Origin of the sequence: Microbulbifer elongatus, assembly GCF_020524885.1 — a bacterium.
GTDB lineage: Bacteria > Pseudomonadota > Gammaproteobacteria > Pseudomonadales > Cellvibrionaceae > Microbulbifer > Microbulbifer elongatus_A.
On record NZ_JAIVKJ010000001.1, the window covers coordinates 534,089 to 557,968 of the forward strand.

Here is a 23,880-nt window from a genome sequence, read left to right on the forward strand (position 1 = left end):
TTGGCAATTATCGAGCAGAATTTTGCAGTGCCAGGATCCGATCCTCAAGAGGCGGGTGGCTGGCGAGCAGGGCGGCCATGCTGTTGCCATAGATGCCGAAGGCTTTCATGTTCGCCGGCAGCGGCTCCTCGCGGCCTGCCTCGGACTCCGCCTTGATACGGGCCAGCGCCGCAATCATGGCGTTGGGGCTGGCCAGATGGGCGCCGGCGGCGTCCGCACGGTATTCGCGGCGGCGACTGAACCAAGCGACGATCATCATCGCAAACACCCCAAACACCATGTCCATGATGATGGATGTGATGTAGTAGCCGATGCCCAGTCCCTGCTCATTGCGCAGCAGTACGCGGTCGACGAAGAAGCCGACAATGCGCGCAAAGAACATCACGAAGGTGTTTACTACGCCCTGGATCAGGGCCAGGGTGATCATGTCGCCGTTGGCCACGTGGCCAATTTCGTGACCGATCACCGCGCGTGCCTCATCCCGATTGAAACGCTGCAGTAGGCCGGCACTGACCGCCACCAGCGCATTATTCCGGTTCCAGCCGGTGGCAAAGGCATTGGCCTGGGGCATGGGAAAAATACCCACATCGGGCATGCCGATCCCGGCCTTTTGCGACAGCTCACGTACGGTTTCCACCAGCCAGCGCTCGTCCGCGGTCTGGGGCTGGTCGATCACCTGGGTGCGGGTGGACATACGCGCGATGGTTTTCGACATCAGCAGAGAAATCAGCGCGCCGCCAATACCGAAAATGGCACACATCAATAGCAGGCCAGGCAGGTTCAGGTTGACGCCATTGGCATCGAGAATGCCCTGTATACCCAGCAAGTTGAATATGATGCCGACGAGCACCATCACCGCCAGGTTGGTAAGCAAAAAGAGCCCTATTCGCAACATCAGACTTCTCCGAGAGACATTGAGGAAAACACGAGATCGAGGAACACAAACGAAACTTAAAGAGGACGCTACTCAGGCGGCCCGGGTCCAGTTTAAGCTGACCGGCACGGCGCAGGTATACACCACCTCTCAGGCGGGGCGTCAGGGGTTAGATAGGGTCTGATTGCGCCATTTACAAGTCTGTTCGGGCGCAATTTCAGGAGAGTATAGGGTCAGGCGCTGTCTTTGCGGGACATCAGCTGCTCAGCCTCAGTGACGAGTGAAGCCTTGAGGTCTGGGTCCAGGTCGTTCCAGTGGACGTCCAGCAGGGCACCCTGCAGAGCATAAAGGAGAACGCGGGAGGCGTTGATACCGCGACGGCGAATACTGGCGAACGCTTCAGCCGGCCCCACGCGGTGCAGGTCATCCTGAGTGCGAATGCCAATGGAATGAAGAATATTGACGGAGGCGAGTCCCAGGTTTTTCAGTTTTAACAACTCTGATTGACTTGGGTGCATAAATTCATTCCCTGAACTGTTGATGCTTTTGTTGCATCGCGCTGATACATCGCGGCGTAACAGCCTGCCGCGGCACTTTCGATCCGGCTCTACCCTGAGCCAGATGCAACGGGCGTCCAACATAGCACAAAAGCACAAAAGCCCAAACCGTGTTGCTCACTGCCAGAGATTGTAGGTTCCACTTCGATGCGAACACTTGAGAGGGCAATAGCAGGGAACAGTCCGGAAATTTGCGGCCGCCGTCAGCACGCGGCACACTTGTACTATTTAGTCACGTCCGCAGCAAAAGCCTAGTCTGTATTATTCGCTTTTGCAGTATTTCGTGTTCCCTGTGTGAGCGCTTTTTTGTACCAGAGGCCCGCTTAAATGCACCAACTTCTGAAAAATATCCTATTTGGGTTCACCGATGCGCACGTGATTCTTGAGCCGGTCTCCGGCCAGCTGATGCACCCGGAAGCGCTCACGGCATTTGACCAATTGCGACGTGATGCCCGGTTGGCAGGTTTCGACCCGAAGGTGGTCTCCGGATTTCGCGATTTCGCGCGTCAGCGCACCATCTGGAATGCCAAGGCTTGCGGGCAGCGACCGGTATTCGACAGTGAGGGGCGAGAGCTGGATGTGGCGCGAATGTCGCCAGAGGAAATTGTATTCGCTATATTGCGCTGGTCGGCACTGCCCGGAGGCTCTCGTCACCACTGGGGTACGGATTTTGATGTGATTGATGCCGCCGCAGTACCGGAGGATTTTCGGGTTCAGCTGACTCCGGAGGAAGTGGCAGACGAGGGTGTGTTTGGCCCATTCCACTGCTGGCTCGACGAGCGAATCGCCGAAGGAAAAAGCTATGGTCTTTTCCGCCCTTACGCGGTAGATCGCGGCGGTGTGGCTCCCGAGCGCTGGCACCTGAGCTACGCGCCGCGCGCGCGCGAGTTTCAGGATCTCCTGACCGAGCAGGCCCTGCTGGAGCAAATCCTGAGTTGCGAGCAAACGCAGGGGCTGACACTGACTGAATGCATTTGCGACCAGATGCCGGAAATCTTCCCGCGTTTTATAGCGGTGCCGGATGCGGCCTACCCCACAAATATCACCCGACTATGATGACCAGGTGCCAGCACAGGAGCTACCGCCATTTCTCTTAGCGAAGTGAAAGTCCACGAACTGAAACAGCGCGATATCTGGACCGCCATGCGCGCAGAGGCCGCTGCCGCCGCTTCCGGCGAGCCGGTGTTGGCCAGCTATTTCCACAATACGGTTTTGCGCCACAACACCATTGACCGTGCGTTGGCCTATCAGCTGGCGTCGGTACTGGATCATGCGGCACTGACGGCGACGGCCTTGCAGGAAGTGATCGCCGCGGCCCTCGCCGACGATCCGGGTATTTCCCAGTGTATGCAGGCGGATATCTGCGCCTGGTTCGACCGCGACCCGGCGTGCGACCAGTACCTGATGCCGTTCCTCTACTTCAAGGGTTTCCACGCCCTGCAGTCCCATCGCATCGCACACTGGTTGTGGAAGAAGGGACGCCACACCTTGGCATTGTATTTCCAGAGCCAGGTTTCCGAACAGTTTGCGGTGGATATTCATCCCGCCGCCCGTTTTGGTTGCGGCATCATGATCGACCATGCCACCGGATTTGTGGTGGGTGAGACCTGCGTGGTGGAGGATGACGTCTCCATCCTCCACTCGGTGACCCTGGGTGGCAGCGGTAGCGGCGGTGGGGACCGTCACCCCAAAATCGGACGCGGTGTCATGATTGGTGCCGGTGCCAAGGTTCTGGGGCCCATTCGGGTTGGCGAAGGTGTAAAAGTTGCGGCGGGCAGCCTGGTGTTACGGGACGTGCCGGCCCATTCCACAGTCGCTGGTGTTCCGGCGCGTGTGGTGGGTGGAAAATGTGAAGGGGCACCGGCCTACACCATGGATCAGACACTGGATTCCGACGACTAAATTGGTTTGAATAGTCGCTGTAAGCCGCGCCAGTCGTGGCAAGATAAAGAAACAATAAGAGAAATAAGAACTGCCGGCAGGCACCGGCAATACCTTCGAGCCCACTTTTGAGGTAAGGCAATGAGCGAATCGACCTATAGCGTGATTTTCCGTGGTGACCTGCTGCCCGGGTACACCGCGGCGGACGTGAAAGCCAATTTTGCGCGCCTGTTCAAGGCGGGCCCGGAAACCGTGGAGAAGCTGTTTAGTGGTCGTCCGTTGGCGATCAAGAAAGGGCTGAATCACGCCCAGGCGGAGCAGCTGCAGGCAACCCTGGCACGTCATGGGGCGCAGTCTGCGCTCAAGGCGGAGGGCGAGCCTGAGCCCGTATCTAAACCTGAGCCGGCGGCCGCGGCGCCACAGCCAGTGTCATCCGTTCCCGCGGTACCGGAAGTTGAACCGGCAGGCGGTCTTTCGCTGGCCCCGATGGAGGGCAACTTGCTGAAGGAGCACGAGCGCTCGAAGGTGGATCCGGTGCAGGTACCGGTGAGTCACCTCAGCCTGAAGCCCGCAGTTGGGAACCTGGTGGAAGCGAGCGAGCAGCAACAAGTGCCGCCCGTCGAGGTGCAGGTGCCAGACTGGCAGCTGGGCGGTCACGCTACCGGTAAGGCTTCGTTCAAGCTACCGGACTGAGTGGGTGGAAGGTCGCTTAAACTGCTTCCGGGCTTTGTCCACGGCTTTGCGTGTGACGCAATTTTCCACGTGGTCATTGATCAGTCCCATCGCCTGCATAAACGCGTAAACGGTGGTGGGGCCAACAAATTTCCAGCCGCGCTTTTTTAGGTCCTTTGAAATGGCCTTGGAAGCATCAGAAGTAGAAACACTTTGCGGTGCGGTATCTGCGGATTCCTCGGGCTCGAAGCGCCAGAAATAGGCCGCCAGTGAACCTTCCTCTTTAATCATCTCGCGGGCGCGCCGGGCGTTGTTGATCACTGCCTCAATTTTGCCCCTGTGGCGCACAATTCCCTCGTCCTGTAGCAGCCGCTCCACATCTTTTTCGGAAAATCTCGCCACCTTGTTGAAGTCAAACTGTTTGAAGGCTGCGCGAAAGTTTTCCCGCTTGGCGAGAATGGTTCGCCAGCTCAGCCCCGACTGAAACCCCTCCAGGCAGATCTTTTCAAACAGGCGCTGGTCGTCGTCCACCGGGAAACCCCACTCGTTATCGTGGTAGGGAAAGAAGTCGTCAGTGGCGGCACACCAGCCGCAACGGGGTTTGCCATCGGGCCCATTGACGGTATTTGGCATGAATGCTGCTCCGTAAATTTTTGTTCTCTGTGTTTGTTGAGAGTATTTAACGGGCACAAAAAAGCCGGCGCAAGGCCGGCTTTCGGAAAGATTGGGTGATCACTCGTGCGGATCAGCCTTCTTCTTTCAGGTAGCGCTCACGGGAAGCCATCACTTCCTTGCGTGCTGCTTCAGCATCGGCCCAGCCGTCTACTTTCACCCACTTGCCCGCTTCCAGGGCTTTGTAGTTTTCGAAGTAGTGCTCGATCTGCTTGATCAGCAGCTCCGGCAGGTCGCCGATTTCGTTGACGTGGTCGTACAGCTTGGTCAGTTTGGTGTGCGGTACCGCCAGCAGCTTGGCGTCTACGCCGGATTCGTCGGTCATGTTCAGCACGCCGACTACGCGGGAGCGGATTACGGAGCCAACCATTACCGGGTAGGGCGCTACAACCAGCACGTCCAGGGGGTCGCCGTCTTCAGACAGGGTCTGGGGCACGTAGCCGTAGTTGGCCGGGTAGAACATGGGGGTAGCTACGAAACGGTCTACGAATACCGCGTCCGCGTCCTTGTCGACTTCGTATTTGATCGGATCGTGGTTGGCCGGGATCTCGATGATTACGTTGATATCGTTGGGCAGGTCTTTACCTGCGGAAACCTTGTCGAAGCTCATTGCTGGTCCTGAATGATATGTGATCGGAAAATTTGGAGGCCGGATTATATACCCTGAGCGGTCGCTAACATAGTCGTCAGTTTTTGGTCCGGTGGCGGGACCGCTTACGGGCAAAGCCTTGCGAGACACGAGCTAGGCGCCCCCCCTTAACCCATCCATGGGGGCTCTTCCACGAGGTCCCTCTCGCGGACCAAGCGAGAGCTTTGGACGCCACTGGCGCCCGTAGGGTGAGGGCTTAAGCCCGAATCAACGTCTCGCAAGGCTTTGCCCGCAATCGATCCCTTCGCGCAGGACTTTGGTATGTTGACTATGCTTGAGCGCAAGAATCCGCCCGTCATCCATGTGTGACGAGCTGGTCACAATAACGGAGCTTCTCATGGACGATTCCACTGAACAGCCGCCAGCCTCGGCGGCTACTCTCACCACTTCTGTACCTTCCCCATCACCCGCCGCCAATGGTACGCCAAGGGCGTTGAACCCCCGCCAGGTGCGTACCGTGGAGGAGGCCAAGCGGATCGTAGAGGCGCGCAACCTGACCCATGTAAAAGTGGGCCTGTTTGATAACGATGGGGTGATGCGCGGCAAATACATGAGCCGGGAGAAGTTTTTCTCTGCCCTCGACAAGGGCTTTGCCTTTTGCGACGTGGTGTTGGGGTGGGATATCCAGGATCAGTTGTACGACAACGCCCGCTACACCGGTTGGCATACGGGCTATCCGGATGCTCCGGTGCGCATTCTGCCTCACACCTGTCGCGAGGTGCCGTTTGAGAATGGCATGCTGCTGTTCCTGGCGGAATTTGAAGGCGCCGCCGAGGAGGTGTGCCCTCGGGCGCTGTTGCGGCGCGTGATCGAGCGCTGTGAGGAGGCGGGCTTCGCGCCCTATGCGGCGCTGGAATACGAGTTCTTTGTGTTCGACGAAACGCCAGATAGTGCCCGTGCCAAGGGCTACCGGAATTTAAAGCCTTTTACACCTGGCTGGTTCGGCTACTCAATGATCCGCAATTCGGTACACGCGGATCTGTACCACGAGATCCTGGAACTCGCCGAGCAGATGGACTTCCCCATAGAGGGGCTGCACACGGAAACCGGGCCTGGTGTACTGGAGGCGGCGATTACCGTCGACAACGCCGAAGCTGCGGGTGATAAGGCGGCGCTGTTCAAGACGTTTATCAAGGTGTTGGCGGAGCGGCGTGGATTGATGGCCACTTTTATGGCCAAGTGGTCCAACGATTACCCGGGCCAGAGCGGGCACATTCACCTTTCCCTGCGCAGTAAGGAAGGCAATGCCTCAGCGTTCTATGCCCAAGGTCAGCCACATTCCATGAGCGACACCCAGCGGCACTTTCTTGCTGGTCAGCAGCGGTTGATGCCGGAGATGCTTTGCATGGTTGCTCCCACCATTAACAGCTATCGTCGCATGATACCTGGTTTCTGGGCGCCTACCGATGCCACCTGGGGTGTGGAAAACCGTACCGCGGCACTGCGAGTGATTCCCGGCAGTGACAAGTCCCAGCGTCAGGAGTATCGCCTCGGTGCTGCCGACGCCAATCCCTATCTTGCATTGGCTGTCGCACTGGGTTCAGGTCTCTACGGTATCGAGCAGGGTTGGGAGCCGGGCCAACCGGTTGAGGGGAATGCTTATGAAGCTGAGCATCCCCAGGAACTGGCCTTACCGCGCACCCTGTGGGATTCGGCGCAAAGACTCAAGCAATCCAATGCCGCACGGGATCTGTTTGGCGATACTTTTGTAGAGCATTTTGCCGCGAGCCGTGAATGGGAAGAGAGGGAATACCGCAAGCATATCGGGGACTGGGAGCTACAGCGTTACTTCGAGATTATTTGATTCTCAGATCTAATTTCCTTAGACATGGGCAGGAAGCCACTCAAGCTTATGCAAAAACTCCAGTGTATTTCACCGATCGATAACAGCGTCTACGTTGAGCGTCCACTGGCCACAGAATACGAAATTCAGAATACCCTGGGCAGAGCTGAGGGTGCCCAGTTGAACTGGAAGCGAGTTCCTATCTCCGAGCGCGCCACACTGGTGCGCGCTGCGGTAAAAATTCTGCAACAGAAAAAAAGCCAGTTGGGGGAAGAAATTTGTTGGCAGATGGGAAGACCGATTCAATACGCGGGTGGTGAAATCGATGGCCTCGCTGAGCGTGCGCTGTATATGGCGGATCTGGCAGAGAGCAGTGGCAGTCCGTTGGCGGACATTCCGCTTGCGGAAAAAACGGGTTTTTCACGCTTTATTCGCCGGGAGCCACTGGGTACCAGTTTCGTAATAGCACCGTGGAACTACCCCTATCTCACGGCCATCAATGCGATAGCGCCGGCATTACTGGCCGGTAACAGCGTTATCCTGAAACACTCTGCGCAGACGCCACTTTGTGCGGAGCGGCTGGTGGAAGCGTTTACTGAGGCCGGATTGCCATCGGGAGTTTTCCAGTATCTGCATCTGGATCATCGCGATGCGGAGCAGATCATTATCAATGGCAGTGTGCAGCATGTTGCGTTTACCGGCTCTGTCGCCGGCGGTGCGGCGGTGGAAACGGCTGCTGCGGGGCGCTTTCTCTCTGTCGGCCTCGAGCTTGGCGGAAAGGACCCTGCCTATGTGCGGGCGGATGCCGATTTGGAACATGCGGTGGCCGCGGTCGTAGATGGGGCTTTTTTTAACTCCGGTCAGTCCTGCTGTGGTATCGAGCGGCTCTATGTGCACCAGTCCCTGTTTGATGAGTTCGTGCAGCGTGCGACCGCCCAGATTCGCGAATATCGTTTAGGTCGCTCCGATGAGCGCCCCACGACACTGGGCCCGCTCGTGCGTGCCAGTGCAGCCGATTTCGTGCGCGACCAGATTGATGAGGCGCTGGAGCAGGGGGCCCATGCTCATATCGATGACGGCGACTTTGCCCTGGACCAGCGTGGTAGCGCCTATATGGCGCCGCAGTTGCTCACCAATGTTAATCACAATATGCGGGTTATGAGCGAAGAGTCATTTGGCCCTGTACTGGGAGCAATGTCGGTTGCGGATGACGCCGAGGCCATCGCATTGATGAATGACAGTGAATATGGGCTCACAGCGGCGATCTTCTCCGAAGATGAAGACGTTGCATTGGAAATTGGGGATAAGTTGCAGACAGGCACTGTATTTCTAAATCGCTGCGATTATCTCGACCCTGCGTTGGCCTGGACTGGAATAAAAAACTCCGGGCGCGGCTGCACCCTGTCCGGCATTGGATTTGAGCAACTCACCCGACCGAAATCGTTCCACTTCAAACTAAGACACTGAGCCTCAGTATGTCCGACACCAAATTTTTCACCAACTGGAATTACCCCACTGATATGCGCGTTGGTCCCGGGCGCGTTAATGAGCTTCCGCAGCTGTGTCGGGAAATGGGTATGGCAAGCCCCATGCTCGTCACCGACCCAGGTCTCGCAGCGCTGCCGCTAGTGCAAAGGATTGTGGAAAACTGCCTGGTGGCCGGAGTACCGCTGATGGTGTTCAGTGAGATAAAAGGTAACCCTACCGGCAGGAATGTAAGCGACGGTGTGTCCATCTTTAAAGCCCACGGATGTGATGGCGTGATTGCCCTGGGGGGCGGCTCTGCACTGGATGCGGGGAAGGCCATTGCACTCATGGTGGGGCAGACCCATAGCATCTGGGATTTCGAGGATGTGGGGGATAACTACCTCAGGGTAACCACACACGGCATGGTTCCTGTGATCGCAGTGCCAACAACCGCCGGCACCGGCTCGGAGGTAGGGCGCTCGTCAGTGATTACCGATGAAGAGGCGAAGCTGAAAAAAATTATTTTCCACCCGCGTATGCTGCCGGAAATTGTTCTCCTGGACCCAGAGCTTACTCTGGGATTACCGGCACCGATAACAGCGGCGACAGGGATGGACGCACTGTCCCACAGCCTCGAGGCCTTCTGCTCAAAGAACTTCCACCCAATGGCCGAGGGGATCGCACTGGAAGCCATGCGCCTGATCTACGTATATCTCCCTCGCGCGGTTGCCGACGGCAGTGATCTCGAAGCGCGCATGCAGATGCTGGTCGCTTCCAGTATGGGTGCCACAGCGTTTCAACGCGGTCTTGGCGCGATGCATGCGCTGGCTCACCCGCTCGGCGCGCTGTTTGATAAACACCACGGCTTGCTCAACGCGATACTTATGCCCTACGTCCTTCTGGTAAACAGAGAAGCTATTGAGGAACCGATGAGCCGGCTTTCCCGTTTCCTGGCGCTGCCGCAGGCGGGCTTTGCCGGTGTGCTCGACTGGGTCCTGTTTTTACGCAGGGACCTGGGTATACCGCACACGCTGGCGGAGATCGGTATCGATACGGCAATGTCAGAAAAAATCGGTGAAGCCGCAGCGTCAGATCCTTCCTCAGCGGGAAATCCAGTTCCGTTGGACAAGCTTGGCTACAAAACACTGTTTGAGAGTGCTTGCAATGGCCATCTGGGAACTGCCTGAAAAAAACCTTACGGCCTGATGGTACGCATTGTGATTGCCGGTACCCTGCGGGTTGTCATATAGGAAGTTGCCGCGGAGCCCCAGGTGATGATGGGGGCAGGCGGCGTTTCCCATGCATAAAAATGGGCGCAGAAGCGCCCAATATTATCTGCCGAATTTGAAGCTTCAGAACGAAAATTTGTACCCTACTGATAAATTGAACATCCATGGATCATAGATGTAGTCACCGGAATAGGACTCAAAAATCGGCTCTACATCCTGGGGTGGCGGGACGTCATCAAAAAGCTGTATCCGCATGTCGGTCACGGACCGTGCGTATACCGCGGCGACATTGACCAGCCAGGCGCTTTCCCGTCCGAAGTTAAAATCTACCCCCGCTTGCCAGGTATAGCCCCAGGAGTACCCCAAATCGAAGTTGCCGCGCAGTCCAAATTCAGCCAGGTCATCCCGCACTGCACGACTAAGACTGCCGTCACCGAAGTCGGTATAGCTAATTCCACCACCTATATACGGCTGAACCATACAAGTTTCATCCAAAGGGTAGTATTTCAGGCTTGCGGTGCTGATATCAGCATCAAAACTGACCACGTCGCGATAGTCGACATCGTCGAAGCCGAAGGTGAAAAAACCGTCAGCGTGACTGCTGGTATGGTCGTCGCCATCCATATAGCCAAGCTCGATACCCCAGTGCTCGTGTGGCTTCCACTCGAGGTTCATATACCAGCCCCACTCGGAACCTGGGTCAACGGTAGAGCGAAACGCATCGAAATTCTCGAAGGTCTCGTCGACAAAGCTAACCTGGTCTTCATTGGGCTCCATATAATAGCCGCCCACTCGGACAATAAAATCCTGCGGTCCGGTCATGCCGAGGGGATTGGCCGAGGCGGTAGTACTTAGCGCCAAAGCCAGAGGCGCCAAGATCGGTGAAAATTTCAACATCCGTTTCATTCAAGGTAACTCCTTAAATACCCGTGGAATAAAAAGTGTAATACAGCGTTTTTTGTAGTTTAAAAAATAACCAGCTTTGCGTGCCAAAATCGCAATCTGTTGACACGAAAGGGAACTCAAATAGTATCGAGAAGAGCTGTACCCAGATTCGCAATGTGCTGTTCTGACTATTTTTACGGTGGGCAACTTCAGTCATCGCATCTGTGTGAATAGTAATCAGCTTCGGCACCTTCACTTCGTTTTCACACCCCAGCGACATTTTGGTCACATTGGTGTTGCTAGCCTGCCAGCGTTTCATCAAATAAATTCGGCCAATAATTTGGGATGGCAACATGAGCAAGCAATTGAGACAGGTATCGTGGTTGGCTCTATCGGCGCACCTGGTGGGATTACCACTTGTCGCACACGCCGCAGATGCACCCGGTGCATTGACCTTCATCGTCAAAGACCAGTATACCGACCGGCCACTCTCATCCGTGCAGATCACGCTCGAGGAGCGGGAAACCAATAGCACGCGGTCTGTACAGACCAATGCTCAAGGTCGCATCGTCATTGATCAACTGGATCCCGGTCTCTATTCGGTGAGCGTCGCCAAAGGCGGGTTCAATTCCCTGTATGAGCCGAGTATTCGGGTAGTTACGCGCAAAAACGTCAAGGTTGAACTTGAACTTGGCGAGCAGGCACTCGAGGAAGTGGAGGTACGAGCACAGCAGGCGGAAGCATTAGCCGCTAACAGTACCTACCTCGATCGCGAGGCGTTGCGCAGTGCTGTTGGTGGCGGCGCAGACCCGCTCCTTTCGCTGGATGGTTTACCGGGCCTGGCATCCGCCAGTGAGTTCGCGAGCTTCAGTGTGCGCGGCCGTGGCCCCCGGGATAATCTGATATTCGTGGATGGCTTTCCCTTTGATAAAGCGGTGCACTTTGATGCGACATTGGGTGAAGAGGAAGATGTCGGTGGTGGTGGCCGCTTCTCTATTTTCGCACCCAATGTGATCAGCGGTGCCGAGTTTTCACCGGGTGGGTGGAGTGCGGCTTATGGCGGCCGGGCGGCGTCACTACTCAATCTGGAAGTTGCCGACGGCAACCCCAGTCCTTCCGCCAGTTTTCGTTACGACCTTGCGGGCTATGAAATTGGTTACGACGGTCCTACCGGTATTACTGAAGACTCTACCTTGCTGGTTTCTGCTCGACGGCTGGATTTCGGCGCTTTGTTTGAAACGATCGAAGAGCTCGATATCGGCGAGCCGGTCTTGAGAGACGTGATCGTGAAGTCGGTGATCCCTGTTAACGAGAACCACACGTTTGAAGTTCTGTTGATGGATACGCACGAGGACTACACTCGCGGCGTAACCCACGTGTTTGCGTCGCCCAATTTCGAGGATGCGTCACTGCAGGATTCTGAACAGGATAGTGATCTGTACGGTATGACGTTGCGCTCTCTAGTCGGTGAAGACGCTGTCTGGACCAACAAGGTGTACTACCGCACAAGCGACAAGGTCAGTTCAGAGGGGGAATCATTTCCTGATCTCGTACCTGAGGGATCGCCTGCGTCCGAGTTTCCGGTGCGGGAAAACATTATTACCGTCGGTGAGGCCGAGACAGAGATCGGCTGGCGCAGCGACTTCGAGACGGTGAACCCGTGGGGCGTGTTCAGTGCCGGTACGCGAGTTACGCAGATTGAACTGGACTACAAAACCGTTCTTGATGGCGATTGGATCCGATATGTCTACGACGATGATGATTTCAGGCCAGACCCCGATCAGCGCTTTGTTGTGTTGACTCCCGAGAGTATCAACTCTTCGCTCGTCCAGAAAGAAACTAACTATGCCGGTTACATCGAGCAACTGTTTGAACATGGTGATTGGGATATCCGCACAGGCATGCGGTTTGAACGCGATGGCTTTGCTGACCAGAGCTTTGCGTCGCCCAGATTCAGCGTCAATTGGCGGCCGAGTACAAAGGTTCGATATTTTGCAACGGCCGGGATGTTCCACCAGTCACCACGATTCTTGGAACTGGCCGCGAACGAATCGAACGCTCTAGAGAATGAAGAAATTACCCATGCCAGTATCGGTTATGAATACTTCCCGAATAGCAATTGGTCAGTGTTGACGGAAGCTTATTATCAAAATCTCGATAGCCTGGTGGTAGACCTTGACCGGGCAAGCGGGACCTTTGCGAATATTGGTGACGGCACATCGTACGGCGTCGATGTTGTGGCCAACGGTATGATTCGCGAGGGCATTTACGCTACCGCAACCTATTCGTACAACGATGCAGTAGTCGACCGGAAAGACGGTCGCGGTGACGTTGCCGCTGACTTCAGCCGTGAGCATGTGGCTACCCTCGGCCTGACTTGGGAAATCAGCAGTCGCTGGAAGGTCGCCGGGCGCTACAAATACCTTTCCGGTACTCCGGATGACCTCTTTATTATTCACTCAGATGTGTTGGGGGCGGGGCAGCCTCTGCGTTACTCGAAAGAGATTACTGAGCGAAATGTAGGCCGTACTGATGGTTCCGGTTCGTTAAATGTTCGTGTTGACTACCGGCGTGCATTCGGTCCCATTGATGTCACCGCCTTTCTCGATGTCATCAACGTAACGGCCGCGTCGTCGAGCGACGAGTCTGAGTTTGACTACCGCCGGGGTGTTGTAGTGCAAGATGATAGCGAGGCCGAGCCGCTTATTGGTCTGCGGTTGGATTATGCGTGGTAGAAAGTGCGTGGTAAATAGTGCCTGGTAATTTGAACTTGGAAAGGGGATAGCGGATGGTGCACGCGCTAGGTGCCGCGCCGATCAGAGTGTTGGTTGTCGAAGATAACCGCGGTATTTGCGAGAACATTGCCGCGTATCTCGAAAAGCATGGGTATCTTATGGATTTTGCCTATGACGGGATCAGTGCGATGCACCTGGCGTTGAAGAATCGGTTTGACGTGATTGTTCTGGACCTGATGCTCCCGGGGATGGATGGGCTGAGTTTCTGTCACAAGCTGCGCGCTGATGCATCAATAGAAACCCCTGTGCTTATGCTGACCGCGAGAGACACACTCGACGATAAGCTCAAGGGGTTCGAGGCGGGAGCCGATGACTATCTGGTTAAGCCATTCGCACTACAAGAGCTACACGCTCGACTTCAGGCGCTGTACAAACGAAGCCGGGGAAAGGCCTCCAGCCTGCTGACGGTAGGTGATCTGACGATGAACAGGTCCACGCTGGAAGTGCATCGCGCAGGGCAGCGTATTGATCTTGCTCCCGCCGGGATGAGACTGCTGCAGCGATTGATGGAGGCGGCTCCGTCCGTCGTGGCTCGCGATGATCTCGAAACCTTGTTGTGGGCCGACGAGCGTCCCGATGGTGACGCGCTTCGCTCGCACATGTACAAACTGCGGCAGGTCGTCGATCGGCCGTTTGATAGCGCGCTCATTCACACGGTGCATCGCATCGGGTACCGCATTGCGGAGGAAGTCGAGTAATGTACCGACACGGTTTGCGCACGCGTGTTGCCATTGCCTTCGCGATGTGTGTTGCTGTGCTCAGCGTGGTCTGGGGATTTGCGTTCTTCGCTGCGATCCGGTTGAGCGAAGACCGTGTGCTGGCGCAGCAGCTACAGAGTGCCGCCGAAAACTATCCATCTCTGACGATGAACCTTCGCGGATACGAGGAAGTTGGTAGCTTGCCGGCGTCACTCAGGGAATGGGCGCAGACAAACCCCGATGAGGGACTGTACGAGTTCGAAGCCGAAGAGTTGCATGTTGCGGTGGTACCTGGCGGCAATGGACAGCGACGCGCATTTGTGGTTTTCGACGTTTCTGAGATTGAGGCTGCTTCGTCAGAGGATTGGTGGTTGCTGCTGGTTATCTCGGGTGTCGTGAGCGCGCTCGGGGCGCTTGGTTTCGGGTTGGGCGTTCTTGTGATGCGTAGAGCAGTCGCCCCTGTCGCGCAGCTCGCTAAAGTGGTCGCAGACATCGACCCGGAGCAACTGACGGCGGAAGACCTTAAACGCATTGAGTCCAGTCGGTTCGGCGATGATGAGGTTGGTGTGCTCGCCAGGACCATTGAAAAGACGCTTGAGCGTATCAGCGCATTTGTGGAAAGGGAGAGGTACTTTACCGGTTCAGCCAGTCATGAGTTGCGTACGCCGATTACTGTGATTATGGGGGCGCTTGAGCTGTTAGAACAAAGCGATTTGTCAGCGGCGGACGCGAAAGTGGTAGATCGAGTGAAGCATGCGACGTTCGAGATGAATTCCACAATTGAAATGTTTTTATGCCTCGCGCGCGAAACCGACAGTGGGTTGTACAACGAGCAGTTTCTTGTGATGCCGCTGGTCACTCAGGCAGTCGACCAACAGCGCCACCTGCTAAATGGCAAGAGTGTCGATCTTGATATCGACGATCTCGCAAAACCCAGCGTCTGCGGACATCCACGAGCTTTTTCTATCGCGGTCAATAATCTGGTGCGAAATGCGTTCGAGCACACGCTCAATGGGCAGGTGCCGATTACGATTCGCATTAGAGAACAAGAGTTATTCGTTACCAATCAGGTGTGCAGTGACACGGAAGAGCAGTACACACCGACCGAGTCGCCTCAAGGGTATGGTCTGGGGCTGGGTATCGTACAACGGCTGTGTGAGCGCAATGGCTGGTCTTTTTCCTTGCACGCGGACGAGGCGCGCGTTGTCGCCCGTCTTGCGTGGTGACGATGGCAGGCCCTCCATGCAGTCACAGGCAATGGCAAGCCGTCCGTAGGCTATGCTGTCACGTGTAGAATAATTCAACCGAGGGAATAGGGTGACTTTTACTCGCAATCCGCAAGCGTCGGTCGCAGAACTCGCGATTATCGGGTCTCAAGCTTGTAAGAGACAGGCTCCAGTTACTGTATCGGCTCCAATGATGGAAGTGGTCCATCTAAAGAGCATGGTAAACGCAACCTTGCTGGAACTTTTGCCAGCTAAAGAAATATCACCCACGCATCTGCATCAAGCCATGCATTACGCTGTACTGGGACCTGGCAAGCGTTTGCGTCCTCTTCTTACACTTCTGGCTGCGAACTCGGCCACTGACAGTCACTTCCTCCGTATGGCCTGCGTATCGGAACTGGTGCATACCGCTTCGCTGATTCTCGACGATCTGCCTTGTATGGACGATGCGACGATGCGCCGTGACCGCCCCTGTACGCACATTCGTTTTTCCGAAAGCACAGCGATCCTCGCATCAATAAACTTCCTTAACCTCGCGTACGGCGTTATCGCCAATTGCCCGAACGTGGATGCTTCTACCAAAGTCGCCATTAGCGCGCATCTCAGTCATGTTATCGGTTCTATGGGATTAGTTGGCGGGCAGATCGCTGATTTACAAAATGAGCCTGTGCGCGCCAAGAGCGAAATTGAACAGCTTTATCACCAGAAAACAGGTTGTCTGATTGAGTTTTCTGTCGTCACCGGTGCGCGGCTCAGTGGGATGGATGCAGAAGCGATAGAGGCATTTACGCGCTTTGCCCGTGCCTTTGGTCTGTTGTTTCAGCTTTACGATGACATCTTGGACCACAGTACCTTTGCGCAAGAGACCGGTAAGGACACGCAGCAGGATGCAGGGAAAACCACATTGCTTTCACTTTACACTCCGGAAGAAGCTCGTGGCGCATTGAGCGACGCACAAGCAATGGCAATAGAGCAGTTGCGCAGGGCAGGGCACGAGGAATCCTTACTTGCAGCGCTCGTGGAAGAACAGTTCGCTACCTTCAACGGTGCGGCGCAAAGGCTCTGGAGTTGAACCCGGCGAATGACGGCGACGGCAGCTCTCAGCATTGACCAACTGCGGGTGGTGTACGGCAGCCACGCGGCCTTAGACGACGTTTCTTTGCAGGCGCGTCCAGGGGAAATACTCGCTATCCTCGGCCCGAATGGTGCAGGGAAATCCACCTTGTTGCGCGCCATTACCGGCAAGTTGCGCCCCACCTCTGGGCAAATATTTATTGCAGGAAAAGCACTTTTTCCCGGCAAGGCCTATCAGCATTCCATCGGCTTCACTCCCCAGTTCCTGGGTTTATACCGGCACCTGACTGGGCGGGAGAACCTGGAGTTTTTCGCGCGCTGCACCGGTGTCCGTCGTGACCTAATAAGCGCACGGGTTAGTCAGGCGCTGGAAGAAATCGAGTTAACAGACAAGGCCGATGTGCGGGTAGACCAGCTGTCCGGTGGTATGCAACGGCGTTTACACCTGGCAGCTACCCTGGTCTCGCAGCCATCGCTACTTGTGCTGGACGAACCCACTGCCGGGGTCGACCTGGGCGTTCGCATGTCAATTCACGACCTTATTCGCCGCCGCGCCGAGCAAGGCACGACGGTGGTCGTTGTTACCCATGAGTTGGATGAAGCGGAAGAGCTATCCGACCGCGTGGCCCTCCTTCATGAAGGCCAGCTGAGAGCCCTAGCCGAGCCGCAAATGCTAGTACACGAAACCTTCGGTAAAGATCAGTTTTTCGTTGTACGTATGGAACACCCGCTCCCGCCGGCACTCTGTGAGCGGCTACAGGTGATCGGTTTTCGACGTGACAGTAGAGAGAGCAGTGAATGGTGGCTTCAAAGTGACCAGCCGCTGGATACGTTAATTGATCGCCTTTACCGTGACTTTGACGGAGAACGTGATGCACTTGTCGAGGTCTCGGTGCGCCGGCCCGGATTAAAAGACGTCATGCAGCACTATACCGGTGCCCTAACCGATTCTGTGGTGGAGCCGGATTCGGAGCCGGAGTCGGAGCAGGCGTCATGAGGGCAATTTTCCGGGTGATGGCCCTGGGCTTGTGGCGCGACCGCGGCGCGTTACTTTTGGCATTTGCTTTGCCGAGCCTGGTATTCGCCATATTTGCCAGTATCTTCTCCGGCGCGGCAGAAGGCGACTTGCACTTACGGGTAGGGCTGGTGTTGGAAACGGAAGATCCGGTGATGCAGGACTTCGCGCAGTACCTGACAGAATCCAAAGACGTGGAGATTACGGCATTGCCCGATTCGAACCGCGCTCAACTACTGGAAGATGTGCGACAAGGTAATTTCGACACCGCGGTAATCATCCGCGGGCCAGCAGACGATAGCAGCAGTCCACTGTTTACCATCGTCAGCGAGCCTACCCGTGAAATTGCTGCCCTGTCGTTACAAGGCTGGTTGCGACAAAGCCTGGCCGCCCAACAACCACAGGTTCTCGCCGAACGTCTTGCACAAAGTACAGCAGCTTTAGTGAATGGCTTCACGCCCGAACAGCAGGCGCGCTTGGACGCCGCTTTAGGTGCAATGGCTCGAGAATCCGACAGCCCAGCTGCCGAAGACGCGCTTATCGAATTTCAGCCCGTTTATGGCCAGGCGCCAGCTTCTATATCTGGGCTTAGCGGCATTGCTTACTATGCGGGTGCCACCACAATTCTGTTCTTGTTGTTGTCCGCCGTAAACGCCGGCATGGTCAGTTTGGAAGAGCGCCAAAACGGTATCTCCGAACGCCTCCTGCTGAGCAAAGCTTCGCATGCTCGTTTACTGCTGGGGCGGTTTCTGTTTTTGCTCACTCTGGGATTTTTGCAGGCTAGCGCTATTTTTTTAGTCGCAAGGTTCGGTTTTGGACTAAAGATAGGGAGCGCTTTGGCGCAAGTTATTGTTATGGCATTTGCCTGCGCCGCCGCTAGTGCTGGGCTGGCACTTTTACTTTTGTCGCTGTGTCGAACAACACAACAGGCGACAACCTTTTCTTCATTTTTTGTGCTCATCATTTCAGCCGTCGGCGGCTCTATGGTGCCGCGTTTTATGATGCCTGACTGGTTGCAGACGGTGAGCCTGTTTACGCCAAATGCCTGGGCGATCGAAGGCTTTTACGGGGCGTTGATTCGCGGCGACAGCTGGGCCCAGCTAGCTCAGTCCGGCGGTATATTGACTGCCGTTGGCCTGGTGTGCCTGCTTTTAGCGGCAGTACCTTTATTCAAGACGCCGGCATAAGGGGCTAGCAATCCATGATGGACTGGTTGTGGACACTCGTGCTTATGATCGCAGCTTTCCTGGGAATGGAAGTGTTCGCCTGGTACGCCCATAAATACATTATGCACGGCTGGGGTTGGGGCTGGCACAAATCCCATCATGAAACCACTGACGGCGTGTTCGAGAAAAACGACCTGTACGTTGTTGTATTTTCGCTGGTGGTGGTTGGCATGTTTGCGGTGGGCGACCTTTACTGGGAGCCACTAATGGCAATCGCATCAGGCATTACTCTGTACGGCGTCGTCTACTCACTGTTTCACGATGGTCTGGTTCACCGGCGCTGGCCGATGCGCTGGCAGCCAAAGAGCGGTTACCTGAAGCGTCTGGTTCAGGCGCACCGTATACATCATGCCGTGCGCACGCGTGAGGGTGCGGTGTCCTTCGGTTTTCTTTACGCACCGGGTGTCAAGAAACTCAAGAAACGCTTAAAGCAACAACAGCCTTCGGGAGCGCAACATGACCGATGACAGTTTGGTGAAACGTAAGAATGATCATCTCGACATCGTGCTGGACGCGCGTCGGGCCAGTACATCGACACATACGGGATTTGCCGACTATCGCTTTTCCCATTGCGCATTGCCGCAGTTGCACCTGGACGATATCGATCTAAGCACACGGCTATTCCATAAACCCTTGAACGCGCCGCTGTTGATCAGTTCCATGACCGGCGGTGCCGAGCGGGCTAACACGATCAATCATCACCTGGCGGAAGCCGCCCAACATCTGGGGATTGCCCTGGCCATCGGTTCCCAGCGAGTCGCCCTACAGTCTGGCAGCGATCATGGGCTGACGAATCAGTTACGGCGCATCGCCCCGGATATTCCCCTGCTTGGCAATATCGGCGCAGGTCAGCTACGGGAGCCCCAAGGAATCAAATGGGCACTCCGCGCGGTGGAGATGATCGAGGCGGATGCACTGATCATCCATCTCAACCCCCTGCAGGAGGCCGTGCAAGAGGGCGGCGATCGGGACTGGCGTGGCGTGCTCCAGGCCATCGGTACTCTGGTCCGGTCGCTCGGGGTGCCGTTGGTGGTTAAGGAAGTGGGCGCTGGCATCTCCCCCGAAGTGGCCCGGGCGCTGGTGGAAGAGGGGGTGGCGATGATCGACGTGGCCGGCGCTGGCGGCACCAGCTGGGCAGCGGTGGAGGCGGAACGCGCGACAGATGAGACTCAGCGCCGGGTCGCCATGGCTTTTGCTGGCTGGGGCACCCCGACTGCTCAAGCCATTCGGGCGGTACGCCAGACCCTGCCGGAGACGCCACTGATCGCTTCCGGCGGTATTCGTGATGGGGTGGATGCTGCGAAGGCAATACGCTTGGGTGCGGACTTGGTGGGCCAGGCCGCCGCAGTTCTCAAGAGTGCCACCGAATCCAGTCAGGCGGTGATCGAGCATTTCGAGGTGGTCATTCAGCAGCTGCTTATCGCCTGTTTTTGTACCGGCAGTGCCAATCTAAATGCCTTGCGTGCGGCGGTAATGCTGGATGATCGCGGCGACCCTTTGGAAGGGCCTCATGACTAGGGTTATCGCCTGGGGGTATGACCCATGAACGCGCCGGGCCATGACCTGATACTGGTGGGCGGCGGCCTGGCCAACGGCCTGATCGCCCTGCGCCTGATACAGGCAAAGCCATGGTTGCGTCTGCTGGTGTTGGAAAGCGAGCGCCGCCCTGGTGGTGAGCACACCTGGTCGTTTCACGATGGTGATCTCTCCGAAGCCCAACATGCCTGGCTGGGCCCCTTGATAGGCCAACGCTGGCCGCAGCACCGAGTGATATTTCCGCACCGCGAGCGTCTGTTGAGCGGAGGCTATGCCAGCATTTTTTCCCGGGATTTCGCCCGCGTTCTTGAAGAAGCCCTGGGTGACAGGCTGTGGGTCAACACGCGCGTGGCCCGGGTTTCCCCGGACCGGGTGGAGCTCGAGGATGGCCGGGTGCTGTACGCGAACGCGGTGATCGACGGCCGGGGTCCGACCGACAGCGCGCATCTGACCCTGGGCTATCAGGCATTTCTCGGGCGGGAAGTGCGCCTGGGCAAGCCCCACGGTCTGCAAGAACCGATCCTCATGGACGCGAGCGTGCCTCAGCAGGGCGGCTACCGGTTCGTCTACGTGTTGCCGTTCAGCCACGACACTCTGCTGATCGAGGATACCCACTATGTGGATCGACCGGAGGTGGACGCGTCCCGGTTGCGATCGCATATCGACGCTTATGCGCAGGATCGCGGCTGGCAGATCGTCGATACGCTGCGAGAGGAGAGCGGCGTGCTGCCGATCACCCTGGCGGGCGATTTCGATGCCTTCTGGCAGGACGCCCAGGGCCAGCCGCGAAGTGGCCTGCGCGCCGGTCTGTTCCACCCCACCACTGGTTACTCGTTGCCTCAGGCCATGGCTCTGGCGGAGCGCATCGCCGAGCTTGGCAATCTTGATGCGGAGTCGCTGTTCCAGACCATCCATGCCTTCGCCGCCCGTGAATGGCAGCGCCAGAGCTACTTTCGCCTGCTCAATCGCATGCTGTTCCTGGCGGGCCGCCCGGAGCGACGCTGGCAGGTCATGCAGCGCTTCTACGGCCTGTCGGAACCGTTGATCGAACGCTTTTACGCGGGGCGCCTGACCGGGGCAGACAAGGTGCGCATCCTGATGGGTAAGCCGCCGGTACCGCTTGGCGAAGCACTCAAGGCGGTGCGGCTGAATTCACCACAAAAGATCGCATCCACTTCCTTCGGAATACGCACATGACACGACCCCGACCCGGACTCCAACCCCAGCGCGCCCTGGTGATCGGCGCCGGCTTCGGCGGCCTGGCCCTGGCGATTCGACTGCAGGCCGGCGGCTACCAGACCACGCTGCTGGAAAAGCGCGACAAGCCCGGTGGCCGGGCCTATGTCTATGAGGACAAGGGGTTTACCTTCGATGCCGGTCCTACGGTGATTACCGATCCCTCCGCACTGGAAGAGCTTTTTAAACTGGCGGGCAAGGACATGGCGGATTATGTCGAGCTGCTGCCGGTCACGCCCTTCTACCGGCTCTGCTGGGAAGATGCCCCGGCCTTTGATTACGTCAACGATCAAGCCGCTCTGGATCGACAGATCGCCGAGCGCAATCCACGAGACGTGGAAGGTTATCGTCAGTTCCTGAGGTATTCCAAGGCGGTGTTCGAGGAGGGCTATCGCAAGCTCGGTGCCGTGCCGTTTCTCTCGTTTCGCGACATGCTCGCCGCCGGGCCGCAACTGGCACGGCTTCAGGCCTGGAGCAGCGTCTACTCCATGGTCTCGAAATTCATTGAAGACCCGCACCTGCGCCAGGCTTTTTCCTTTCATTCCCTTCTGGTCGGGGGCAACCCTTTCGCCACCTCCTCGATTTACACGTTGATCCACGCACTGGAGCGGGAGTGGGGCGTCTGGTTTCCACGGGGCGGCACCGGCGCCCTGGTGCAGGGGTTGGTGCAGTTATTCGAGGACCTCGGCGGCAGCCTCGAACTGAACGCGGAAGTGGAACGCATCGAGACCGCGGGGGATCGGGTGAGCGGCGTCACCCTGGCCGATAGCCGGCATGTTCCGACGGATGTGCTGGCCTCTAACGCAGACGTGATGCATACCTACAGCAAACTGTTGGGCGGACATCCCCGCGGTGCCCGCAAGAGCAGGGCGCTGGGCCGCAAGCGCTACAGCATGTCGCTGTTCGTGATTTATTTCGGCCTGGACAAACCACCGCAAGACCTCGAGCACCATATGGTGTGCTTCGGCCCCCGCTACAGGGAATTGATCGACGAAATCTTCAACGCGGACACCTTGGCGGAAGATTTCTCCCTCTATCTGCACTCCCCCTGCGTCACCGATCCGAGCCTGGCGCCGGAAGGCTGCAGCGCGCACTACGTTCTGGCGCCGGTGCCGCACCTGGGCAAGGCGAACATCGACTGGGAAACCCAGGGGCCGATATACCGCGACCGCATCCTCGGCTATCTGGAGCGTCACTATATTCCCGGGCTACGGGCGCACCTGGTGACCTGCCGGCACTTCACTCCCGTGGACTTCCGCGAGGAGCTCAACGCCCACCTGGGTTCCGCCTTCTCCCTGGAACCGACGCTCACCCAGAGCGCCTGGTTCCGGCCCCACAACCGGGATGCCAGGATCGACAACTTTTATCTGGTGGGGGCCGGCACCCATCCCGGCGCCGGGGTGCCCGGCGTAATCGGTTCCGCCAAAGCCACCGCGGGCCTGATGTTGGAGGGACTCGATGACGGATAAGCTCGGGCAGCACGCCGCGCAGACGATCGCCGCGGGCTCCAAGAGTTTCGCCACCGCCGCCAAGTTGTTCGATCCTGCCACTCGGCGCAGCGCCATGATGCTTTATGCCTGGTGTCGCCATTGCGACGACGTGATCGACGACCAGCAGCTGGGCTTTCCCTCGCAGAAAACTCATGAAGCTCACGAAACTGGGAGCGAAAGCAGCGAGTCGCGTCTGAATGCGCTGCGAGAGTTAACGCGGCGCGCTTACGCGGGGGAGCCAATGCAAAGTCCGGCCTTCGCCGCCTTTCAGGAGGTCGCACTCCGCCACGGGATTCCCGAGCGCTATCCTCTGGCCCACCTGGACGGTTTCGCTATGGACGTGGCACAGCGGCGCTATGTCACCTTCGACGATACCGTGGACTACTGCTATCACGTCGCCGGCGTGGTGGGCATCATGATGGCCTGGATCATGGGCGCGAAGGATGAGGAGACCCTGGATCGCGCCTGCGATTTGGGGCTGGCCTTTCAGCTGACCAATATCGCCCGTGACGTCATCGAGGATGCACAGATCGGTCGCTGCTACTTACCGGAACAGTGGCTGGAAGAAGCCGGCATTCCGCGGCAGGAGATGAGCGCGCCACAGTATCGTGAGGCGCTGGCTGGTCTGGCTCGAAAACTGGTTGATCTGGCGGAACCCTACTATGAATCCGCACAGGTTGGATTGACGGCCTTGCCACCTCGCTGTGCCTGGGCCATCGCGACCGCCCGCGGCGTCTATCGGGAGATTGGGATCAAGGTGAAAGCGCAGGGGGCCCGGGCCTGGGACACACGCATCTCGACCGGTCCAGTGGACAAGACGCGATTATTGGGGCAAGGACTCGCTCAGGCGATGGCATCCCGCTGGTACAGGCCAGCGCCAAGATCTGGCAATCTGTGGCAGCGTCCAGCGTAAAG

At 57.3% G+C, this 23,880-nt stretch carries 23 protein-coding genes; 17 read left to right on the forward strand and 6 right to left on the reverse strand.

Annotated elements, in window-relative coordinates:
* Positions 1-7 precede the first annotated feature (7 nt).
* Together htpX and LC059_RS02095 are read right to left on the reverse strand one after the other, a co-directional pair.
* Complete coding sequence (htpX, locus tag LC059_RS02090; RefSeq protein WP_226702173.1) at positions 8-895, reverse strand: protease HtpX; 888 nt, start codon at positions 893-895, stop codon at positions 8-10.
* 212 nt (positions 896-1,107) lie between these two features.
* Positions 1,108-1,392: a TfoX/Sxy family protein gene (locus LC059_RS02095; protein ID WP_226702174.1), complete on the reverse strand. Its 285-nt coding sequence runs from the start codon at positions 1,390-1,392 to the stop codon at positions 1,108-1,110.
* 366 nt (positions 1,393-1,758) lie between these two features.
* Between LC059_RS02095 and LC059_RS02100 the strand changes: the two genes are divergently transcribed.
* The 3 genes from LC059_RS02100 to LC059_RS02110 all read left to right on the forward strand — a co-directional run bounded on the left by LC059_RS02100 (position 1,759) and on the right by LC059_RS02110 (position 4,005).
* Positions 1,759-2,487: a M15 family metallopeptidase gene (locus LC059_RS02100; protein ID WP_226702175.1), complete on the forward strand. Its 729-nt coding sequence runs from the start codon at positions 1,759-1,761 to the stop codon at positions 2,485-2,487.
* An 87-nt stretch (positions 2,488-2,574) separates the two neighbouring features.
* Positions 2,575-3,333 carry a serine O-acetyltransferase gene (gene cysE / locus LC059_RS02105; protein ID WP_226703168.1) on the forward strand — a complete coding sequence of 253 codons (759 nt, stop codon included), beginning with the start codon at positions 2,575-2,577 and terminating at the stop codon, positions 3,331-3,333.
* A 120-nt stretch (positions 3,334-3,453) separates the two neighbouring features.
* Complete coding sequence (locus tag LC059_RS02110) at positions 3,454-4,005, forward strand: hypothetical protein (RefSeq protein ID WP_226702176.1); 552 nt, start codon at positions 3,454-3,456, stop codon at positions 4,003-4,005.
* Here the strand turns inward: LC059_RS02110 and LC059_RS02115 are convergent.
* Positions 3,994-4,617, reverse strand: a complete 624-nt coding sequence (locus LC059_RS02115; protein ID WP_226702177.1) for a DNA-3-methyladenine glycosylase I — start codon at positions 4,615-4,617, stop codon at positions 3,994-3,996. The genes LC059_RS02110 and LC059_RS02115 overlap by 12 nt on opposite strands.
* A gap of 112 nt (positions 4,618-4,729) precedes the next feature.
* On the reverse strand, positions 4,730-5,266 hold the full coding sequence (gene ppa / locus LC059_RS02120) for an inorganic diphosphatase (protein ID WP_226702178.1): 537 nt from the start codon (positions 5,264-5,266) through the stop codon (positions 4,730-4,732).
* Between the two features lie 376 nt (positions 5,267-5,642).
* On the opposite strand from ppa, the gene LC059_RS02125 reads away from it, so the two are divergent.
* From LC059_RS02125 to LC059_RS02135, 3 genes are read left to right on the forward strand one after another with little or no spacing between them, the layout of a single operon-like run.
* Positions 5,643-7,109, forward strand: a complete 1,467-nt coding sequence (locus LC059_RS02125; protein WP_226702179.1) for a glutamine synthetase family protein — start codon at positions 5,643-5,645, stop codon at positions 7,107-7,109.
* 48 nt (positions 7,110-7,157) lie between these two features.
* On the forward strand, positions 7,158-8,555 hold the full coding sequence (locus tag LC059_RS02130) for an aldehyde dehydrogenase family protein (RefSeq protein WP_226702180.1): 1,398 nt from the start codon (positions 7,158-7,160) through the stop codon (positions 8,553-8,555).
* Between the two features lie 8 nt (positions 8,556-8,563).
* Positions 8,564-9,742 carry an iron-containing alcohol dehydrogenase gene (locus tag LC059_RS02135; protein WP_226702181.1) on the forward strand — a complete coding sequence of 393 codons (1,179 nt, stop codon included), beginning with the start codon at positions 8,564-8,566 and terminating at the stop codon, positions 9,740-9,742.
* A 165-nt stretch (positions 9,743-9,907) separates the two neighbouring features.
* Here LC059_RS02135 and LC059_RS02140 read toward each other — a convergent pair whose 3' ends face one another.
* Both LC059_RS02140 and LC059_RS02145 read right to left on the reverse strand, forming a co-directional pair.
* Positions 9,908-10,690 carry an OmpW/AlkL family protein gene (locus LC059_RS02140; RefSeq protein ID WP_226702182.1) on the reverse strand — a complete coding sequence of 261 codons (783 nt, stop codon included), beginning with the start codon at positions 10,688-10,690 and terminating at the stop codon, positions 9,908-9,910.
* Between the two features lie 13 nt (positions 10,691-10,703).
* On the reverse strand, positions 10,704-10,988 hold the full coding sequence (locus tag LC059_RS02145; RefSeq protein WP_226702183.1) for a hypothetical protein: 285 nt from the start codon (positions 10,986-10,988) through the stop codon (positions 10,704-10,706).
* A 34-nt stretch (positions 10,989-11,022) separates the two neighbouring features.
* Here LC059_RS02145 and LC059_RS02150 point away from each other — a divergent pair, with 34 nt between their 5' ends.
* From LC059_RS02150 to crtB, 11 genes are all read left to right on the forward strand, one after another.
* Positions 11,023-13,404 carry a TonB-dependent receptor gene (locus tag LC059_RS02150; RefSeq protein ID WP_226702184.1) on the forward strand — a complete coding sequence of 794 codons (2,382 nt, stop codon included), beginning with the start codon at positions 11,023-11,025 and terminating at the stop codon, positions 13,402-13,404.
* Between the two features lie 80 nt (positions 13,405-13,484).
* Positions 13,485-14,162 carry a response regulator transcription factor gene (locus LC059_RS02155; RefSeq protein WP_226703169.1) on the forward strand — a complete coding sequence of 226 codons (678 nt, stop codon included), beginning with the start codon at positions 13,485-13,487 and terminating at the stop codon, positions 14,160-14,162.
* Positions 14,162-15,388 carry a sensor histidine kinase gene (locus tag LC059_RS02160; protein WP_226702185.1) on the forward strand — a complete coding sequence of 409 codons (1,227 nt, stop codon included), beginning with the start codon at positions 14,162-14,164 and terminating at the stop codon, positions 15,386-15,388. The genes LC059_RS02155 and LC059_RS02160 overlap by 1 nt, the downstream gene beginning before the upstream one ends.
* A gap of 91 nt (positions 15,389-15,479) precedes the next feature.
* On the forward strand, positions 15,480-16,460 hold the full coding sequence (locus LC059_RS02165) for a polyprenyl synthetase family protein (RefSeq protein ID WP_226702186.1): 981 nt from the start codon (positions 15,480-15,482) through the stop codon (positions 16,458-16,460).
* Positions 16,461-16,469: 9 nt separating this feature from the next.
* Positions 16,470-17,459 carry an ABC transporter ATP-binding protein gene (locus LC059_RS02170; protein ID WP_226702187.1) on the forward strand — a complete coding sequence of 330 codons (990 nt, stop codon included), beginning with the start codon at positions 16,470-16,472 and terminating at the stop codon, positions 17,457-17,459.
* Positions 17,456-18,664 (forward strand): ABC transporter permease, encoded by a 1,209-nt coding sequence (locus tag LC059_RS02175; protein WP_226702188.1) that lies wholly within the window; start codon positions 17,456-17,458, stop codon positions 18,662-18,664. Before LC059_RS02170 ends, LC059_RS02175 begins: the two co-directional genes overlap by 4 nt.
* A gap of 14 nt (positions 18,665-18,678) precedes the next feature.
* Positions 18,679-19,170 (forward strand): sterol desaturase family protein, encoded by a 492-nt coding sequence (locus LC059_RS02180; RefSeq protein ID WP_226702189.1) that lies wholly within the window; start codon positions 18,679-18,681, stop codon positions 19,168-19,170.
* Positions 19,160-20,221 carry a type 2 isopentenyl-diphosphate Delta-isomerase gene (gene fni / locus LC059_RS02185; RefSeq protein ID WP_226702190.1) on the forward strand — a complete coding sequence of 354 codons (1,062 nt, stop codon included), beginning with the start codon at positions 19,160-19,162 and terminating at the stop codon, positions 20,219-20,221. The genes LC059_RS02180 and fni overlap by 11 nt, the downstream gene beginning before the upstream one ends.
* A 24-nt stretch (positions 20,222-20,245) precedes the next feature.
* Positions 20,246-21,436, forward strand: a complete 1,191-nt coding sequence (crtY, locus tag LC059_RS02190) for a lycopene beta-cyclase CrtY (protein ID WP_226702191.1) — start codon at positions 20,246-20,248, stop codon at positions 21,434-21,436.
* Positions 21,433-22,944, forward strand: coding sequence for a phytoene desaturase (locus LC059_RS02195; RefSeq protein ID WP_226702192.1), 1,512 nt, complete (start codon positions 21,433-21,435; stop codon positions 22,942-22,944). The genes crtY and LC059_RS02195 overlap by 4 nt, the downstream gene beginning before the upstream one ends.
* Positions 22,934-23,878: a 15-cis-phytoene synthase CrtB gene (gene crtB / locus LC059_RS02200; protein ID WP_226702193.1), complete on the forward strand. Its 945-nt coding sequence runs from the start codon at positions 22,934-22,936 to the stop codon at positions 23,876-23,878. The genes LC059_RS02195 and crtB overlap by 11 nt, the downstream gene beginning before the upstream one ends.
* The last annotated feature ends 2 nt before the right edge of the window (positions 23,879-23,880 follow it).